General features: G+C 65.1%; 12 protein-coding genes, 3 rRNA genes and 1 pseudogene. 9 read left to right on the top strand and 7 right to left on the bottom strand.

Features of this window, described 5'->3' with window-relative positions; all coding sequences use genetic code 11:
• Position 1: 1 nt before the first annotated feature.
• Positions 2–583, bottom strand: coding sequence for a cob(I)yrinic acid a,c-diamide adenosyltransferase (locus A5673_RS26360; protein ID WP_068239468.1), 582 nt, complete (start codon positions 581–583; stop codon positions 2–4).
• 70 nt (positions 584–653) lie between these two features.
• On the opposite strand from A5673_RS26360, the gene murA reads away from it, so the two are divergent.
• The 4 genes from murA (at position 654) to rrf (ending at position 7,391) form a co-directional block, all read left to right on the top strand.
• Entirely contained in the window at positions 654–1,907 is a 1,254-nt protein-coding gene (gene murA / locus A5673_RS26355; protein ID WP_068239467.1) for a UDP-N-acetylglucosamine 1-carboxyvinyltransferase, read from the top strand.
• Positions 1,908–2,288: 381 nt separating this feature from the next.
• Positions 2,289–3,808: ribosomal RNA gene (locus A5673_RS26350) — 16S ribosomal RNA — on the top strand.
• Positions 3,809–4,086: 278 nt separating this feature from the next.
• Positions 4,087–7,187 (top strand): 23S ribosomal RNA (locus A5673_RS26345).
• A 90-nt stretch (positions 7,188–7,277) separates the two neighbouring features.
• Positions 7,278–7,391 (top strand): 5S ribosomal RNA (rrf, locus tag A5673_RS26340).
• The 16S, 23S and 5S rRNA genes sit together here, the layout of an rRNA operon.
• A 115-nt stretch (positions 7,392–7,506) precedes the next feature.
• Here the strand turns inward: rrf and A5673_RS26335 are convergent.
• The 3 genes from A5673_RS26335 to A5673_RS26325 form a co-directional block, all read right to left on the bottom strand.
• Positions 7,507–8,004 (bottom strand): methylated-DNA--[protein]-cysteine S-methyltransferase, encoded by a 498-nt coding sequence (locus A5673_RS26335; RefSeq protein WP_068239464.1) that lies wholly within the window; start codon positions 8,002–8,004, stop codon positions 7,507–7,509.
• Positions 8,001–9,488 (bottom strand): DNA-3-methyladenine glycosylase 2 family protein, encoded by a 1,488-nt coding sequence (locus A5673_RS26330; RefSeq protein WP_068239460.1) that lies wholly within the window; start codon positions 9,486–9,488, stop codon positions 8,001–8,003. Before A5673_RS26330 ends, A5673_RS26335 begins: the two co-directional genes overlap by 4 nt.
• Before the next feature lie 65 nt (positions 9,489–9,553).
• On the bottom strand, positions 9,554–10,438 hold the full coding sequence (locus A5673_RS26325; RefSeq protein ID WP_068239458.1) for a LysR family transcriptional regulator: 885 nt from the start codon (positions 10,436–10,438) through the stop codon (positions 9,554–9,556).
• Positions 10,439–10,528: 90 nt separating this feature from the next.
• On the opposite strand from A5673_RS26325, the gene A5673_RS26320 reads away from it, so the two are divergent.
• Entirely contained in the window at positions 10,529–11,770 is a 1,242-nt protein-coding gene (locus tag A5673_RS26320; RefSeq protein WP_156748656.1) for an MFS transporter, read from the top strand.
• A 70-nt stretch (positions 11,771–11,840) separates the two neighbouring features.
• Here the strand turns inward: A5673_RS26320 and A5673_RS26315 are convergent, their stop codons facing one another.
• Positions 11,841–13,232, bottom strand: a complete 1,392-nt coding sequence (locus A5673_RS26315) for an OFA family MFS transporter (RefSeq protein WP_068239454.1) — start codon at positions 13,230–13,232, stop codon at positions 11,841–11,843.
• Between the two features lie 150 nt (positions 13,233–13,382).
• On the bottom strand, positions 13,383–15,008 hold the full coding sequence (locus A5673_RS26310; RefSeq protein WP_068239451.1) for an adenylate/guanylate cyclase domain-containing protein: 1,626 nt from the start codon (positions 15,006–15,008) through the stop codon (positions 13,383–13,385).
• A gap of 45 nt (positions 15,009–15,053) precedes the next feature.
• On the opposite strand from A5673_RS26310, the gene nucS reads away from it, so the two are divergent.
• The gene (gene nucS, locus A5673_RS26305; RefSeq protein ID WP_068239447.1) at positions 15,054–15,725 is read left to right on the top strand and encodes an endonuclease NucS; all 672 of its coding nucleotides are present in this window, start codon (positions 15,054–15,056) and stop codon (positions 15,723–15,725) included.
• A 23-nt stretch (positions 15,726–15,748) separates the two neighbouring features.
• On the top strand, positions 15,749–16,042 hold the full coding sequence (locus A5673_RS28785; protein ID WP_082958973.1) for a hypothetical protein: 294 nt from the start codon (positions 15,749–15,751) through the stop codon (positions 16,040–16,042).
• Between the two features lie 9 nt (positions 16,043–16,051).
• Here the strand turns inward: A5673_RS28785 and mce are convergent, their stop codons facing one another.
• Positions 16,052–16,510 carry a methylmalonyl-CoA epimerase gene (mce, locus tag A5673_RS26300; protein WP_156748654.1) on the bottom strand — a complete coding sequence of 153 codons (459 nt, stop codon included), beginning with the start codon at positions 16,508–16,510 and terminating at the stop codon, positions 16,052–16,054.
• Between the two features lie 78 nt (positions 16,511–16,588).
• On the opposite strand from mce, the gene A5673_RS26295 reads away from it, so the two are divergent.
• Both A5673_RS26295 and A5673_RS26290 read left to right on the top strand, forming a co-directional pair.
• Positions 16,589–17,770 carry an acetyl-CoA C-acetyltransferase gene (locus A5673_RS26295; protein WP_068239443.1) on the top strand — a complete coding sequence of 394 codons (1,182 nt, stop codon included), beginning with the start codon at positions 16,589–16,591 and terminating at the stop codon, positions 17,768–17,770.
• A 133-nt stretch (positions 17,771–17,903) separates the two neighbouring features.
• Positions 17,904–18,236 (top strand): annotated as a pseudogene (locus A5673_RS26290) (co-chaperone YbbN); the annotation flags it as partial.

Raw genomic sequence — 18,236 nt, 5'->3', positions numbered from 1 at the left:
TTCAGCTTTTGGCCGGCCCGCCGCCCGGTTGCCAGAGCACGTCGCCGTCGGGGTTGGCCGCGCGGGCCAGGATGAACAGCAGGTCCGACAGCCGGTTCAGGTACTTTGCCGGCAGCACGCTGACGTCGTCGGGCTGCGCATCGATCGCGGCCCACGCCGAGCGCTCCGCCCGCCGCGCCACGGTGCGGGCGACGTGCAACAGCGCGGACAGTGGCGAACCGCCCGGCAGCACAAAAGAATTCAGCGCCGGCAGGGGTTCGTTGTATTTGTCGCACCACGCTTCGAGCCGATCGATGTAGGCCTGGGGGACGCGCAGCGGCGGATATTTGGGGTCTTCCACCACCGGGGTGGACAGGTCCGCGCCGGCGTCGAACAGGTCGTTCTGGATCTGCCGCAGCACGCCCGCGGTTTCCTCGTCGGGCCCACCGAGGGCGATCGCGACGCCGATCGCGGAATTGGCCTCGTCGCAATCCGCGTACGCGACCAGGCGGGGGTCGTTCTTGGAGACCCGTGAGAAATCGCTCAATCCGGTCGTTCCGTCGTCGCCGGTCCGCGTATAGATGCGGGTCAGGTGGATCGCCATGAGAAAACGGTACTCGGCTGGCCGCCCAGGCTGACTGACAAGCCCAAACCGCTTCACTAAACTGACCCGGGTGACCGAGCGATTCGTGGTGACCGGCGGCAACCGGTTGTCCGGCGAAGTCGCTGTCGGGGGCGCCAAGAACAGCGTGCTCAAGCTGATGGCCGCGACCCTGCTGGCCGAGGGCACCAGCACCATCACCAACTGCCCGGACATCCTCGACGTGCCGCTGATGGCCGAGGTGCTGCGCGGCCTGGGCGCCACCGTCGAGCTCGACGGCGACGTCGCCCGCATCACCTCGCCCGACGAGCCCAAGTACGACGCCGACTTCGCCGCGGTGCGGCAGTTCCGCGCCTCCGTCTGCGTGCTGGGCCCACTGGTCGGCCGCTGCAAGCGCGCCAGGGTCGCGCTCCCGGGTGGGGACGCGATCGGATCGCGCCCGCTGGACATGCATCAGGCGGGCCTGCGCCAGCTGGGTGCGCACTGCAACATCGAGCACGGCTGCGTGGTCGCACAGGCGGACACCCTGCGCGGCGCGGAGATCCAGCTGGAGTTCCCGTCCGTCGGCGCCACCGAGAACATCCTGATGGCCGCCGTCGTGGCCGAGGGCGTCACCACTATTCATAACGCGGCGCGCGAACCGGACGTGGTCGATCTCTGCACGATGCTGAACCAGATGGGCGCGCAGATCGAAGGCGCGGGGTCGCCGACCATGACGATCACCGGCGTCCCGCGGCTGCATCCGACGGAACACCGCGTGATCGGCGACCGCATCGTGGCCGCCACCTGGGGGATTGCCGCCGCGATGACCCGCGGCGACATCGAGGTGACCGGTGTCGACCCGTCCCACCTGCAGGTGGTCCTGCACAAGTTGCACGACGCGGGTGCCACGGTCACCCAGACCGACGACAGCTTTCGGGTGGCCCAATACGAGCGCCCCAAGGCGGTCAACGTCGCGACCTTGCCTTTTCCCGGGTTTCCGACCGACCTGCAGCCGATGGCGATCGCGCTGGCCTCGATCGCCGACGGCACGTCGATGATCACGGAGAACGTGTTCGAGGCCCGCTTCCGGTTCGTCGAGGAGATGATCCGGCTGGGCGCCGACGCCCGCACCGACGGGCACCACGCCGTCGTGCGGGGTCTGCCGCAGCTGTCGAGCGCCCCGGTCTGGTGTTCGGACATCCGGGCCGGTGCCGGCCTGGTGCTGGCCGGGCTCGTCGCCGACGGCGACACCGAGGTCCACGACGTCTTCCACATCGACCGCGGCTACCCGTTGTTCGTGGAAAACCTGGCGATTTTGGGAGCGGAGATCGAGCGGGTAGAGTAGTCAAAGTCAGTGCCCCACAAGGGCGGTCACCCTTCGAGGGGGGCCGAAACCGGGGCCTTGACTCCCTCGCCGGATCGGTACTAGCCTGGCACGGCTGTCCCGCAGCGGTCACCACGCAAGATGACCAAAACTGGGACTTGACGCCTCCGCCAGACTGGTATTAAGCTGGCAGGGTTGCCCGGAAGCGGGCGAAAACAAGCATGAGTGTTGTTTGAGAACTCAATAGTGTGTTTGGTCTTTTTAATTGTTGTTGTTTTTTGGCCATACTCTGCACTCCCCGTGTGTGGGTATGGCTGTTTTTTTGATGCCAGATGTTTGGCGTCTTTTTGTTAGGTCAGATTTTCTCTGATTGTAAATTCACCTCGTTTATCGAGGAGATTTTGTTTGGAGAGTTTGATCCTGGCTCAGGACGAACGCTGGCGGCGTGCTTAACACATGCAAGTCGAACGGAAAGGCCCCTTCGGGGGTACTCGAGTGGCGAACGGGTGAGTAACACGTGGGTAATCTGCCCTGCACTTCGGGATAAGCCTGGGAAACTGGGTCTAATACCGGATAGGACCTCGAGGCGCATGCCTTGTGGTGGAAAGCTTTTGCGGTGTGGGATGGGCCCGCGGCCTATCAGCTTGTTGGTGGGGTGACGGCCTACCAAGGCGACGACGGGTAGCCGGCCTGAGAGGGTGTCCGGCCACACTGGGACTGAGATACGGCCCAGACTCCTACGGGAGGCAGCAGTGGGGAATATTGCACAATGGGCGCAAGCCTGATGCAGCGACGCCGCGTGGGGGATGACGGCCTTCGGGTTGTAAACCTCTTTCAGCAGGGACGAAGCGCAAGTGACGGTACCTGCAGAAGAAGCACCGGCCAACTACGTGCCAGCAGCCGCGGTAATACGTAGGGTGCGAGCGTTGTCCGGAATTACTGGGCGTAAAGAGCTCGTAGGTGGTTTGTCGCGTTGTTCGTGAAATCTCACGGCTTAACTGTGAGCGTGCGGGCGATACGGGCAGACTGGAGTACTGCAGGGGAGACTGGAATTCCTGGTGTAGCGGTGGAATGCGCAGATATCAGGAGGAACACCGGTGGCGAAGGCGGGTCTCTGGGCAGTAACTGACGCTGAGGAGCGAAAGCGTGGGGAGCGAACAGGATTAGATACCCTGGTAGTCCACGCCGTAAACGGTGGGTACTAGGTGTGGGTTTCCTTCCTTGGGATCCGTGCCGTAGCTAACGCATTAAGTACCCCGCCTGGGGAGTACGGCCGCAAGGCTAAAACTCAAAGGAATTGACGGGGGCCCGCACAAGCGGCGGAGCATGTGGATTAATTCGATGCAACGCGAAGAACCTTACCTGGGTTTGACATGCACAGGACGCCGGCAGAGATGTCGGTTCCCTTGTGGCCTGTGTGCAGGTGGTGCATGGCTGTCGTCAGCTCGTGTCGTGAGATGTTGGGTTAAGTCCCGCAACGAGCGCAACCCTTATTTCATGTTGCCAGCGCGTAATGGCGGGGACTCGTGAGAGACTGCCGGGGTCAACTCGGAGGAAGGTGGGGATGACGTCAAGTCATCATGCCCCTTATGTCCAGGGCTTCACACATGCTACAATGGCCGGTACAAAGGGCTGCGATGCCGCAAGGTTAAGCGAATCCTTTTAAAGCCGGTCTCAGTTCGGATCGGGGTCTGCAACTCGACCCCGTGAAGTCGGAGTCGCTAGTAATCGCAGATCAGCAACGCTGCGGTGAATACGTTCCCGGGCCTTGTACACACCGCCCGTCACGTCATGAAAGTCGGTAACACCCGAAGCCAGTGGCCTAACCCTTTGGGAGGGAGCTGTCGAAGGTGGGATCGGCGATTGGGACGAAGTCGTAACAAGGTAGCCGTACCGGAAGGTGCGGCTGGATCACCTCCTTTCTAAGGAGCACCACGAAAAGCACCCCAATTGGTGGGGTGCAAGCCGTGAGGGGTTCCCGCCTGTAGTGGGCGGGGCCGGGTGCGCAACAACAAGGCGAAAGCCAGACACACTATTGGGTCCTGAGGCAGCACTCGGGTTGTTTCGAGTGGTGTCCCCCCATCTTGGTGGTGGGGTGTGGTGTTTGAGAACTGGATAGTGGTTGCGAGCATCTAAATGGATGCGCCGCCTCCGTGGTGGTGTGTCCATTAAATGTGTAATTATTCTTTGGTTTTTGTGTTTGTAAGTGCTTAAGGGCGCATGGTGGATGCCTTGGCATCGAGAGCCGATGAAGGACGTGGGAGGCTGCGATATGCCTCGGGGAGCTGTCAACCGAGCGTTGATCCGAGGATTTCCGAATGGGGAAACCCAGCACGAGTGATGTCGTGTTACCCGCACCTGAATATATAGGGTGCGGGAGGGAACGCGGGGAAGTGAAACATCTCAGTACCCGTAGGAAGAGAAAACAATTGTGATTCCGTCAGTAGTGGCGAGCGAACGCGGAACATGGCTAAACCGCACGCATGTGTAACCGGGTAGGGGTTGTGTGTGCGGGGTTGTGGGATTGATATGTCTCAGCTCTACCTGGCTGAGGGGTAGTCAAAAAGTGTCGTGGTTAGCGGAAATGGCCTGGGATGGTCTGCCATAGACGGTGAGAGCCCGGTACGCGAAAACCCGGCACCTGCCTTGTATCAACTCCCGAGTAGCAGCGGGCTCGTGGAATCTGCTGTGAATCTGCCGGGACCACCCGGTAAGCCTAAATACTTCTCGATGACCGATAGCGGATTAGTACCGTGAGGGAATGGTGAAAAGTACCCCGGGAGGGGAGTGAAAGAGTACCTGAAACCGTGTGCCTACAATCCGTCAGAGCCTCCTTGTGGGGTGATGGCGTGCCTTTTGAAGAATGAGCCTGCGAGTCAGGGACATGTCGCGAGGTTAACCCGTGTGGGGTAGCCGCAGCGAAAGCGAGTCTGAATAGGGCGCATCCCCTTTGGGGTGTAGTGGCATGTTCTGGACCCGAAGCGGAGTGATCTACCCATGGCCAGGGTGAAGCGCGGGTAAGACCGCGTGGAGGCCCGAACCCACTTAGGTTGAAGACTGAGGGGATGAGTTGTGGGTAGGGGTGAAAGGCCAATCAAACTCCGTGATAGCTGGTTCTCCCCGAAATGCATTTAGGTGCAGCGTTGCGTGTTTCACCACGGAGGTAGAGCTACTGGATGGCCGATGGGCCCTACTAGGTTACTGACGTCAGCCAAACTCCGAATGCCGTGGTGTATAGCGTGGCAGTGAGACGGCGGGGGATAAGCTCCGTACGTCGAAAGGGAAACAGCCCAGATCGCCGGCTAAGGCCCCAAAGCGTGTGCTAAGTGGAAAAGGATGTGCAGTCGCAGAGACAACCAGGAGGTTGGCTTAGAAGCAGCCACCCTTGAAAGAGTGCGTAATAGCTCACTGGTCAAGTGATTGTGCGCCGATAATGTAGCGGGGCTCAAGCACACCGCCGAAGCCGCGACAACCGCAAGGTTGGGTAGGGGAGCGTCCCCCATTCAGCGAAGCCGCCGGGTGACCGGTGGTGGAGGGTGGGGGAGTGAGAATGCAGGCATGAGTAGCGATAAGGCAAGTGAGAACCTTGCCCGCCGTAAGACCAAGGGTTCCTGGGCCAGGCCAGTCCGCCCAGGGTGAGTCGGGACCTAAGGCGAGGCCGACAGGCGTAGTCGATGGACAACGGGTTGATATTCCCGTACCCGTGTGTGCGCGTCCCTGACGAATCAACGGTACTAACCACCCAAAACCGGATCGACCATTCCCCTTCGGGGGCATGGAGTTTCGGGGCTGCGTGGGACCTTCGTTGGTAGTAGTCAAGCGATGGGGTGACGCAGGAAGGTAGCCGTACCAGTCAGTGGTAATACTGGGGCAAACCTGTAGGGAGAGCGATAGGCAAATCCGTCGCTCATATTCCTGAGAGGTGATGCATAGCCGGTTGAGGTGAATTCGGTGATCCTCTGCTGCCAAGAAAAGCCTCTAGCGAGCACACACACGGCCCGTACCCCAAACCAACACAGGTGGTCAGGTAGAGCATACCGAGGCGTACGAGATAACTATGGTTAAGGAACTCGGCAAAATACCCCCGTAACTTCGGGAGAAGGGGGGCCGGAATACCGTGAACAGCCTTGCGCTGGGAGCGGGATCCGGTCGCAGAAACCAGCGAGAAGCGACTGTTTACTAAAAACACAGGTCCGTGCGAAGTCGCAAGACGATGTATACGGACTGACGCCTGCCCGGTGCTGGAAGGTTAAGAGGACCCGTTAACCGCAAGGTGAAGCGGAGAATTTAAGCCCCAGTAAACGGCGGTGGTAACTATAACCATCCTAAGGTAGCGAAATTCCTTGTCGGGTAAGTTCCGACCTGCACGAATGGCGTAACGACTTCTCGACTGTCTCAACCATAGACTCGGCGAAATTGCACTACGAGTAAAGATGCTCGTTACGCGCGGCAGGACGAAAAGACCCCGGGACCTTCACTACAACTTGGTATTGGTGTTCGGTACGGTTTGTGTAGGATAGGTGGGAGACTGTGAAACCCCAACGCCAGTTGGGGCGGAGTCGTTGTTGAAATACCACTCTGATCGTATTGGACACCTAACGTCGAACCGTATATCCGGTTCACGGACAGTGCCTGGCGGGTAGTTTAACTGGGGCGGTTGCCTCCTAAAATGTAACGGAGGCGCCCAAAGGTTCCCTCAACCTGGACGGCAATCAGGTGTTGAGTGTAAATGCACAAGGGAGCTTGACTGCGAGACCTACACGTCAAGCAGGGACGAAAGTCGGGATTAGTGATCCGGCACCCCCGAGTGGAAGGGGTGTCGCTCAACGGATAAAAGGTACCCCGGGGATAACAGGCTGATCTTCCCCAAGAGTCCATATCGACGGGATGGTTTGGCACCTCGATGTCGGCTCGTCGCATCCTGGGGCTGGAGCAGGTCCCAAGGGTTGGGCTGTTCGCCCATTAAAGCGGCACGCGAGCTGGGTTTAGAACGTCGTGAGACAGTTCGGTCTCTATCCGCCGCGCGCGTCAGAAACTTGAGGAAACCTGTCCCTAGTACGAGAGGACCGGGACGGACGAACCTCTGGTCCACCAGTTGTCCCACCAGGGGCACCGCTGGATAGCCACGTTCGGACAGGATAACCGCTGAAAGCATCTAAGCGGGAAACCTTCTCCAAGATCAGGTTTCTCACCCTTTTAGAGGGATAAGGCCCCCCACAGAACATGGGTTCGATAGGCCAGACCTAGAAGCTCAGTAATGGGTGTAGGGAACTGGCACTAACCGGCCGAAAACTTACCAACACAAATCGCAACCACAATCCAGCGCCTGACAGTAATGTCGTGGCGCACCACACCCCCCACCAGAACACTTGAATGAAAAATAAATAGAGTTACGGCGGCCACAGCGACAGGGAAACGCCCGGTCCCATCCCGAACCCGGAAGCTAAGCCTGTCAGCGCCGATGATACTGCCCTATTCGGGTGGAAAAGTAGGACACCGCCGAACATATACAAAAACACCCCCGGCAACGGGGGTGTTTTTGCACTTACCGTGTCGCCGAACGTCGAGTTCTTGCCCGCGATACCGGGGAATCATCACATCAACTCGACGTTGGACCGCCTCAGTCGAACAATGTCAGATCCGCCGGCGCGCGCTTTTTCTCCAATTGGAGGAGCGTGCGCTTTCGATCCAGCCCGCCGCCGTAGCCGGTGAGGCTTCCGCTGGCGCCGATCACCCGGTGGCAGGGAACGACGATCGCGATGGGATTGTGGCCGTTGGCCCAGCCCACGGCGCGGGCGGATCCCGGGGCGCCGATCTGTTCGGCGATCTCCCCGTACGACCGCGTCTGCCCGTAGGGAATCGTCAGCAGCGCCTGCCACACGCGCCGCTGAAATGCCGTGCCGCGCAGCTCGAGCTCGAGGTCGAAGTCGGTGAGCTCGCCGGCGAAATAGGCGCCGAGTTGTTCGACGACCGCCTCGAACGCCCGCGGGTCGGGCGACCAGTCGGCGCGGTTCGGCTCGTAGGTCTGGTCGACCATCCGCAGGTTCGTCAGGACCCGGCCGTGGCCGGCCAGGGTCAGCAGCCCGATCGGGCTCTCGATGGTGCGATAGCTGATCATGCGACCTCCTGTGGTGGCCAATGGTTTACCGGATGCTCGAGGGTGGTCCACAGATGCTGGGTGGCGTACGAGCGCCACGGCCGCCAGCGGGCGCTGCGTTCGACGAGCTTTCGCTGATCCGCGGGCAGCCCGAGTTGCCTTGCGGCCAGCCGGAGCCCGAGGTCGCTCGCGGGAAAGGCATCCGGGTCGCCCAGGGCGCGCATCGCGATCACCTCCGCGGTCCAGGGGCCGACACCGGGCAGGGCCAGCAATTGTGCGCGCGCGGCCTCCCAATCGCTGCCGCCGTCCAGGACGACGCTGCCGTCGGCGAGGCCGGCGATCAGCGCGGTGAGCGTCCGCCGTCGGGCCTCGGGAACCGCGAGGTGGACGGGGTCGATGTCGGCGAGCTCGTCGACCGACGGGAAGGCACGCGTCAACGCACCCTCGGGGTCGCGCACCGGGGCGCCGTAGGCCACGACCAGCCGGCCCGCGTGGGTCCTGGCGGCCTTGGTCGAGACCTGCTGGCCCAGCACCGCGCGCACGGCCAGCTCGGCCTCGTCGACCGTGCGCGGAATGCGTTGCCCCGGCGCCTTTTCCACCACTGCGGCCAGCTCGGGGTCACCGGCCAACGCGTCGACCACGGCTTCGGGGTCGGCGTCGAGGTCCAGCAGCCGCCGGCATCGGGCGATCGCGGTGGTGAGGTCGCGGAAGTCGTCGAGCGCGAGCCGGCAGCGGACGTGGTCGACGGCCGGTGCCAGCGTCACGACCGCGCTGCCATGCGGAAGCCGCAGGCTGCGCCGGTAGGCCCCGCCGCGCACCTCCTCGCAGCCGGGCACGACGCCGGCGGCGAGGTGGCCGAAAACACCCTCGTACGCGAACGGTGTGCGCACGGGCAGCCGAAGGCACAGCGCGCCAGCGGGATTCGTTTCGGTGCCGATGTGCACGGCCGGCCGCCGGCGTAGCGCCGACGGCGTGGTCTCGAACACCGAGCGCACGGTGTCGTTGAACTGGCGGATGCTGGAGAATCCGGCGGCGAACGCGACGTCGCCGAACGGCAGCTCGGTGGTCTCGATGAGCAGCCGCGCGGTCTGGGCGCGCTGCGCCCGGGCCAGCGCCAGCGGGCCGGCGCCCACCTCGGCTTGCAGGAGCCGCTCCAACTGCCGGGTGGTGTAGCCGAGATGGGCCGCGAGGCCGCCGACGCCCTGCCGGTCCACCGTGCCGTCGGCGATGAGCCGCATCGCCCGCGCGACTACGTCGCCGCGCACGTTCCATTCGGGGGATCCCGGGGACGCGTCGGGACGGCACCGCTTGCACGCCCGGAACCCCGCCCGCTGGGCGGCCGCCGCAGTCGGATAGAACCGGACGTTGCGCGCGAACGGCGGCCGAACCGGGCAGCTGGGCCGGCAATAGATCCGTGTCGTCAGCACGGCGGTGACGAACCAGCCGTCGAACCGGGCGTCCTTGGACTGGACCGCGCGGTAACACCGTTCGAAATCGTCATGCACGGTTCCACAGTTACACCCGCCCGCCGACAAAACTGGCGGAAAAGCGACATCGATGTGTCGCTGGGCTACGGCCCCCGATGGTGCAGGGCCGCCGTGGACGCGATGAAGTCGCGGGCCGGGCGCGACAATGGCCGCGCGGAATTCCAGATCACCCCGACGTCGCGGTAGGCGTCCGCGTCGGCCAGTGGCAGCACGCTGACCCCGGGTGCCTGCTCGCTGCCGTCGATCGGCATCAGGCTGATCCCCAGTCCGGCAGCCACCAGGCCGGCGGTCGACGTGAGGGTCGCCGACTCGAGGACGATCCGCGGCTGAAATTGCGCGGCGGCGCACAGCTCGTCGAGCAGCCGCCGCATGCCGAAGCCGGGCCGCATAGCCACAAACGGCTCGCCGGCCAGATCCGTCATGGACACCGCCGCGGCGCCCGTCAGCGCGTGGTCGCACGGGAACGCGACGCCAAGCCGCTGACGGAACAGGCTGCGCCAGGCCAGGTTTGGCACCCGCGGTCGTGGCGAAACCACGCCGAGGTCGATCGCCCCGGACTGCACAAGATCGCCGATCGCTTCGGCGGCACCCTCGTCCAGCGTGAACGTCACTCGCGGTGACGTTTGCCTGAACCCGGCAATCAAGCGCGGCACCACCGATGGCCCGAACGAACCGAGAAAGCCGAGACGGATCTCGCCGACGGCCGGGTCGGCCAGGTCGTCGATCGCCCGCCGCGCCGAATCGAGCTCGGACTGGGCCCGGCGCGCGTGCTCGTAGAAGATGCGGCCGTAGGTGTTCAGCGCGAGTCGTTTGCCGCGGCGATCGAACAGCGCGACCCCCAGTTGCCGTTCCAGGCGCGCCAGCATCCGGGTGAGCGTCGGCTGCGCGATGTGCAACTGTCCGGCCGCGGCCGTGACGTTTTGCAGTTCGGCGAGTGTGACGAACCACTCGTAGTCGCCCTCGGGCACGCCTGTCACCTCCGCTTATTCGGCTTTTGCATCATAATCCAGCAATTAATTCATTTCCTTTCCTATGCCCCAGGGCCGAGCATTATCGCCATGCCTATCGCTCACCAAGCCGGAAGCCGCGGGTATCGGCGCGTGACCGCGGCGCTGTACGGCGCCGGCCTGGCCAGCTTCGCCGCGATGTACTGCACGCAGGCGCTGCTGCCCGCGCTGTCGGCGTACTACCGGATCACCCCGGCCACCGCGGCGCTCGCGGTCTCGCTGACGACGGGCATGCTCGCGCTGTCCGTCGTTCCCGCGAGCGTGCTTTCCGAGCGCTATGGGCGCGTGCCGGTGATGCTGACATCCGGGGTGGCCTCGACCGTCATCGGTTTGTTGTTGCCCTTCAGCCCGTCGCTCGGCGTCCTGCTCGCCGGACGGGCGCTGCAAGGCGTCGCGCTCGCCGGGATCCCCGCCGTCGCGATGGCATTTCTCGCCGAGGAAGTCCACGCGTCGTCGCTCGGGTCGGCGATGGGACGGTACATCGCCGGGACCACGGTGGGTGGGCTGGCCGGCCGGATCGTCCCGGCCCTGGTCGTCGACGTCAGCACTTGGCGGGTGGCGCTGCTGGTGTGTTCGTTGGCCACGCTGGCCGGCACGGTCGTCTTCGCCGTCGTGGTGCCCCGGTCGCAGTTTTTCACCCCGAGGGCGGCGGGCGCGCGGGCCACGGCGTGCAACCTGGCGGCTCACCTGCGAAACCCCGTGCTGCTGAAGCTCTTTGCGCTGGGCTTCGCGCTGATGGGCGGATTCGTCACCGTATACAACTACCTGGGGTACCGGCTGACCGCCCAGCCATTCGGGCTGGCCTCCTCGGTCGTCGGGCTGTTGTTCGTCCTGTATCTGGTGGGCACCTGGACATCCATTGGGGCGGGCCGGCTGGCGGACCGCAGGGGACGCGCGCTCGTGCTCGGGGGTGCCTTGCCGATCACGGTGGCCGGATTGCTGTTGACCATCCCGCACGCGCTGGTCGCGATCGTTCTCGGCGTCGCGTTGTTCACCGGCGGTTTCTTCGCCGCGCACACGGTGGCCAGCGGCTGGGTGGGCGCCGCGGCGCACCGGGATCGCGCCGAGGCGTCCGCGCTGTACCTATTCAGCTACTACCTGGGCGGTTCGGTGGCCGGCGTGTTCGGCGGCATCGTTTACGCGGCCGGCGGCTGGCCGGCGACGGCGTGGTTCGTGGGCGCGTTGCTGCTGGCCGCGTCATTACTGGTGGCGCTGTTGGTGCGGGAAGGGTCCCCGATCCCTCAGGCGCCGAACAACTGGGTGATCTTCGAAAAGAGTTGCCAGACGCCGTAAGCGAAGGGCAGGGCCACCCACAGCCAGGTCAGCGCGATGGGGGCGGGGCGGACCGCCGTCGTCGGGTTCGTCACGGTTGCCTCTCCGGTTGCCGGTCAGGAATCGCCTCGGGCGCCACCGCGGCGCCGTCGGGCTCATGGAATCTGGCGGCCACGGGCCTGATCAGCTCGTTGCAGATCAGGCCGACGGCCAGCAGCGCAATCATCGCCTCGAACGACACGAGGTAAAGGTCGGGGCCGTGCTTGCCGGCCGTCTTCTGGGAGTCGGCAATGGCGTTGACGATGAGCGGCCCCAGCACACCCGCGACGGACCAGGCCGTCAGCAGCCTGCCGTGGATGGCGCCGACTTCGTAGGTGCCGAACAGATCCCGCAGATACGCCGGAACCGTCGAGAAGCCTGCGCCGTAGAACGACAGGATCAGCACGGTGCACAGCAGGAAAGCGACCTTGTTGGTGTTCGTCGTCAGTACCAGCGTGAAATAGAGGAGTGCGCCGCCGCCGAGGTAGAGCCGATAGATGTTCTTGCGGCCCAGCGCATCCGACAGCGAGGACCAGCCGATCCGGCCGAGCATGTTGGCCAGCGACAGCAGGGCGACGAACCCGGCGGCCGCCGAAGCCAGCACGGCCGCGCGCGGCGCCCGCGGGAAGAAGTCCTGGTAGATCGGTGCGGCCTTCTCCAGGATGCCGATGCCGGCGGTCACGTTGAAGCAGAGCACCACCCACAGGAGCCAGAACTGGGGCGTCTTGATCGCGTTGGCCGCCGAGACCCCGGCCGTATTGACCAGCGCAACCGCCTTGTGCGGCTTGGGTATCCAGCCCGCCGGCGCCCAGCCCGGCGCCGGCACCCGGATGAGCAGGCACCCCATCGACATGAACACGGCGTAGCTGGCGCCCGTCACCAGGAAGGTCCGCGCGACGCCGGCGGTGCTGGTGCGGCCGAACGCGTCGAGCAGGCTGTTGGTCCACGGCGACGCGATCAGTGCTCCGCCGCCGAAGCCCATGATCGCCAGGCCGGTCGCCATTCCCGGGCGATCGGGGAACCACTTGATCAACGTGGATACCGGCGAGATGTAGCCGATACCGAGGCCGACCCCTCCGACGACCCCGTAGCCCACCACAACGAGCCAGTACTGGCGGACGGAAACTCCGAAACCCGCGATGAGCAGCCCGCTGCAGAAGCACACGGTGGCGACGACCATGGCCCAGCGCGGCCCGTAGTGGTCGACGCGCGTGCCGAACGCCGCGGCCGAAAGGCCCAGCGCCACAATGGCGATGGTGAACGGCATCGCGCTCGCGGTTCCGGAGACGTGCAGCGACTTCTCCAGCGGGATCTTGAAGACGCTCCAGGCGTAGACCGATCCGATGGCGAGGTGGATGGATAGCGCGGCCGGCGGAACCAGCCAGCGGCTCCATCCGGGTCGGGCAACGATTCTCGAACGGTCCAGCAAGCCAACGCTTGTCACGATGCACCCTTCTCCCGCGGGCGGAGCTCCGTCCCGCCGCCACTATTTGTGGGGTGCTACCTTGCCGTCAAGGCACGTCTTCTATTGTCCGATAAGGGATTTCTATCGACCACGCTCATCGGCGTTGACCACGGGCGTTGTCAGCGCGGATTAGCGATCGGAGCGGGCGGCCTCGACCGGGCAGGCCAGCCGGGTGGGGCGCTCGTGCCCGCGAAGGGTCACGGTGTCGCCCAAAGACCAACGGGCACACTCTTCTTCGCTGGCGCCCTCGAGCGCCCCTGCGGTCGCAAGCAATTTGCCCGGGCGCGACTTGGCCAGTTCGCACAGCCGCGCCGCCTCGTTGACCGGCTCGCCGATGACGGTGTATTCGAACCGTTCCTTGGCGCCCACGTTGCCGGCGACGACCTGGCCGGCCGCCACGCCGATGCCGGCGTCGAGCTCACACATCTCGCCGGCGAGCCGTTCGGCAATGCGGCGCGCCGCGGCCAGCGCCTCGTTTTCGGGCGAGTCCAGGTGGTTCGGGGCCCCGAAGATGGCCAACGAGGCGTCGCCCTCGAACTTGTTGACCAGGCCGCGATGGCGGTCCACTTCCTCGACGACGATCGCGAAAAACCGGTTGAGCACTTCGACGACCTGGGTCGGCGGTTGAGTGGTCACCAATTGCGTGGAGCCGACGATATCGATGAAGACGACCGCGACATGGCGTTCTTCGCCGCCCAGTTTCGGTCGCTCGCGTTCGGCGGCCAGCGCGACCTCCCGGCCGACGTGCCGGCCGAAAAGGTCGCGCACGCGCTCACGCTCGCGCAGACCGTCGACCATCGCGTTGAAACCCCGCTGCAGCTCGCCGAGCTCGGTGCCGTCGAACACCACCAGGTCGCCGCGCAGGTTGCCCTGCTCGACGCGGCGCAGCGCCGCGCGCACCACCCGCACCGGTGTCGCGGTCAGCCAGGCCAGGATCCACATCAAGGCGCAACCGAAGATCAGCGTGGCGACGCACAGGATGAGCACGCCGACGGCGAACTGGGTTTGGGTCAGATTCCGCAGCAAGATCTCGAACATGGCCAGCAGACCGATGCCGATGACTGGCACGCCCGAACCCAGGAACCAGACCACCATGGTCCGGCCCATGATGCCCGACGACAACCGCCGCGGCGGAGGCCCCGCCTCGAGCGCCTGGGCGGCCACCGGTCGCAGCGCGAACTCGGCCAGCAGATAGCTGCCCGTGGCCACCAGGACCCCACCGAAACCGACCGCGACGGAGAACCGCGGGATGAACAACGTGTTGATGAGGCCGTACAGGGTGGTCAGCACGACCGTCCCGATGCCCCAGAGGATGAGGTCGAACGCGGCGATGCGCCACGGGGCCAGAAAGGTGTTGCGCTCGTCGTCGCTGGTCGGGGCGCGCTCGTCGATCGCCCAGCGCAACGCGAGGACGGTCCGCCGCGTGATCCAATAGGTGCCCACCGCCAAGGCCAGCGCGATGTAGGCCGGCACGACCCCGAACGTGAGCCACGCCGGTGCGTCCTCGAACACGCTCGGTTCGGGAACCGCCACCGCCACGATCAGCAACACCGCGGCGATACCGATCAGGTTCGCCCCGAGGACCAGCACGGTCATGATGACCTGGATGCGGATGCGGCGACGCCGCTGGCTTTCCGACACCCGCCCGAGGAGCAACGACCCGTACGCGGGCGTTTCGGGCAGGCGCCCGCTCTGCCGGGTAACCCGCTCGAGCACCCGGCCGATACGTTGTGCCACGCTCTTTTCGGCCAACATCGTGGCGCAAGCCTAATTTGTGCGGCTCGCTCTAAGGTGAGTCGGGTGCGCCTCGTCATCGCCCAATGCACCGTCGACTACGTCGGCCGGCTCACCGCACATCTCCCGTCGGCGCGTCGGCTGCTGCTGTTCAAGGCCGACGGGTCGGTCAGCGTGCACGCCGACGACCGCGCCTACAAGCCGTTGAACTGGATGAGCCCGCCATGCTGGTTGACCGAAGAACTCGGTGGGGACGTGCCGCTGTGGGTGGTGGAGAACAAGGCGGGCGAGCAGCTGCGCATCACCGTCGAGGAGATCGAGCACGACTCCAGCCACGATCTGGGCGTCGACCCCGGCTTGGTGAAGGACGGCGTCGAGGCGCACCTGCAGGCGTTGCTCGCCGAGCACGTCCAGTTGCTGGGCGAGGGATACACGTTGGTGCGCCGCGAGTACATGACGGCGATCGGTCCCGTGGATCTGCTCTGTCGCGACGAGCGCGGGGGTTCCGTCGCGGTGGAAATCAAGCGCCGCGGCGAGATCGACGGCGTGGAGCAGCTCACCCGCTACCTCGAGTTGCTCAACCGCGACAGCGTATTGGCGCCGGTCAAGGGAATCTTCGCCGCTCAGCAGATCAAACCGCAGGCGCGCACGCTGGCCGTCGACCGCGGGATCCGTTGCGTCACGCTCGATTACGACAAGATGCGCGGCATGGACAGCGACGAGTACCGGCTGTTCTGACGTACCCAACTAGACTGTCGGACATGCCTCGGCGCCGCCCACCGCCCCGCCGGCAGCGCCCGGTGTCGCTCCCGCCGGTTCCGCACCGGGTGGAGACGGGGCCCGACGGCTACGAATACGAAGTGCGCCCCGTCGCCGCGGCCCGGGCGGTCAAGACCTATCGCTGCCCCGGTTGTGATCACGAAATCGCTTCCGGCACGGCACATCTGGTGGTGTGGCCCACCGAAGGTCCGCAGGGCGCCGATGACCGGCGGCATTGGCACACGCCGTGCTGGGCCAACCGCGCAACTCGCGGGCCCACCCGAAAGTGGTCTTGACTGCCGCGCTTAAGAGGCCGGCTCGACCAACTCGATCAGGACCCCGCCGGCGTCCTTGGGATGGATGAAGTTGATCCGCGAGTTTGCTGTGCCGCGGCGGGGCGCCTCGTAGACGAGTCGCACGCCCTGCTCACGCAGCTGCTCGCAGATGGTGTCGAGATCGCTGACCCGAACGGCCATCTGTTGGATGCCCGGTCCGCGCTTCTCCATGAACTTCGCGATCGTCGACGAGTCGTCGAGCGGGGCCATCAGCTGGAGCTGGGCGGTGGTCCCGGGGACGGCCAGCATCGCCTCGCGAATGCCCTGGTCGTCGTTGACTTCCTCGTGCACCAGGATCATGCCGAGGTGGTCGTGGTACCAGGTGATTGCGGCGTCCAGGTCGGCGACCGCGATGCCGACGTGATCCAGGCCGGTCACCAAGGAGGTGGCCAGGAGGTGACGGGCGTCAACTTGATCGGTCGTCATCACGTAACGGTAACCTGACGGCAAAGATTGCGCTTCTCCAGGATGCCGAATCGGCCGTCCGGGCACGCTTAGGAGGTACTCATGACGACGTCGGTAATAGTTGCTGGGGCGCGGACGCCCATCGGGAAGCTGATGGGCTCGCTGAAGGATTTTTCGGCGAGCGACCTGGGCGCGATCGCGATCGCCGGGGCGCTGGAGAAGGCGAAGCTCCCGGCCTCGGCGGTCGAGTACGTGATCATGGGCCAGGTGCTGACGGCCGGGGCCGGTCAGATGCCGGCGCGTCAGGCGGCGGTCGCGGCGGGCATCGGCTGGGACGTTCCCTCGCTGACCATCAACAAGATGTGCCTGTCCGGCATCGACTCCATCGCGCTGGCTGACCAGCTCATTCGCGCCGGGGAGTTCGACGTGGTGGTGGCCGGCGGCCAGGAGTCGATGACGAAGGCGCCCCACCTGCTGATGGACAGCCGGGCGGGCTACAAGTACGGCGACGTCACGGTGCTGGACCACATGGCTTACGACGGCCTGCACGACGTGTTCACCGACCAGCCGATGGGCGCGCTCACCGAGCAGCGCAACGACGTCGACAAGTTCACCCGGGCCGAGCAGGACGAATTTGCTGCACGGTCCCACCAGAAGGCGGCCGCGGCGTGGAAGGACGGTGTCTTTGCCGACGAGGTGGTGCCGGTCAATATCCCGCAGCGCAAGGGTGATCCGTTGCAGTTCAGCGAGGACGAGGGGATCCGCGCCAACACCACCGCGGAGTCCCTGGCCGGCCTCAAGCCGGCGTTTCGCCGCGACGGCACCATCACGGCCGGCTCGGCGTCGCAGATTTCCGACGGCGCGGCCGCGGTCGTGGTGATGAACAAGGCGAAAGCGCAGGAACTCGGGCTTTCCTGGCTGGCGGAGATCGGCGCGCACGGGGTGGTGGCCGGACCGGATTCGACGCTGCAGTCCCAGCCGGCCAACGCGATCAAGAAAGCGCTCGGCCGCGAGGGCATCGCCGTCGACCAACTAGACGTCGTGGAGATCAACGAGGCGTTTGCCGCGGTGGCCCTGGCCTCGACCCGCGAACTGGGTGTCGATCCCGAGATCGTCAACGTCAACGGCGGCGCGATCGCGGTCGGTCACCCGATCGGCATGTCGGGCGCCAGGATCACTTTGCACGTGGCCCTGGAATTGGCGCGGCGCGGTTCCGGCTACGGCGTCGCGGCCCTCTGCGGGGCCGGCGGCCAGGGGGACGCGCTGATCCTGCGGGCGGGTTAGCCCCCCGCCGGCGTTGCTGGAGTTAGCTGGGGGCGAAAGTTTGTGACCTTGGTCATAATGGCCGATCAGGGCCGCTAGTGCGGCGCCGCGACCGGGTGGCTGGGTGTCCGGAGCGCATGACAAACTTGACGGCGTGACGCGTCCGCGACCCTCGATCGGGCCCGCACTTGCCGGTGCGGTCGACCTGTCCGGCCTCAAGCAGCGAGCCCAGCAGAACGCTTCTGCCGCCGGCCCGGGCGGCCCGGCGGCGCCTCCCACGCCGGGTGGCACGGAGGTCACCGAGGCCAATTTCGAAGAACAAGTTATCGTCCGGTCCGACGAGGTCCCGGTCGTGGTGCTGCTGTGGTCGCCGCGCAGCGACGCCTGCGTGCAAATCCTCGAGACTCTGTCCGACATGGCCGTCCAGGACGACGGCACGTGGGCGCTGGCGACGGTCAACGTCGACGTGACGCCGAGGGTGGCCCAG

The sequence above is a fragment of the Mycobacterium sp. E3198 genome, assembly GCF_001667015.1.
Classification (GTDB): Bacteria; Actinomycetota; Actinomycetes; order Mycobacteriales; family Mycobacteriaceae; genus Mycobacterium.
Note: the sequence above shows the minus strand (reverse complement) of the source record. Positions and strands in the feature narration are given on the sequence as shown.

What these genes read in the sequence shown, in the direction of transcription:
- A5673_RS26360 (WP_068239468.1), bottom strand. Translation starts at nt 583, where the DNA reads ATGGCGATCCACCTGACCCGCATCTATACGCGGACCGGCGACGACGGA.
- A5673_RS26335 (WP_068239464.1), bottom strand. Translation starts at nt 8,004, where the DNA reads ATGATCAGCTATCGCACCATCGAGAGCCCGATCGGGCTGCTGACCCTG.
- A5673_RS26320 (WP_156748656.1), top strand. Translation starts at nt 10,529, where the DNA reads ATGCCTATCGCTCACCAAGCCGGAAGCCGCGGGTATCGGCGCGTGACC.
- A5673_RS26310 (WP_068239451.1), bottom strand. Translation starts at nt 15,008, where the DNA reads ATGTTGGCCGAAAAGAGCGTGGCACAACGTATCGGCCGGGTGCTCGAG.
- A5673_RS28785 (WP_082958973.1), top strand. Translation starts at nt 15,749, where the DNA reads ATGCCTCGGCGCCGCCCACCGCCCCGCCGGCAGCGCCCGGTGTCGCTC.
- A5673_RS26295 (WP_068239443.1), top strand. Translation starts at nt 16,589, where the DNA reads ATGACGACGTCGGTAATAGTTGCTGGGGCGCGGACGCCCATCGGGAAG.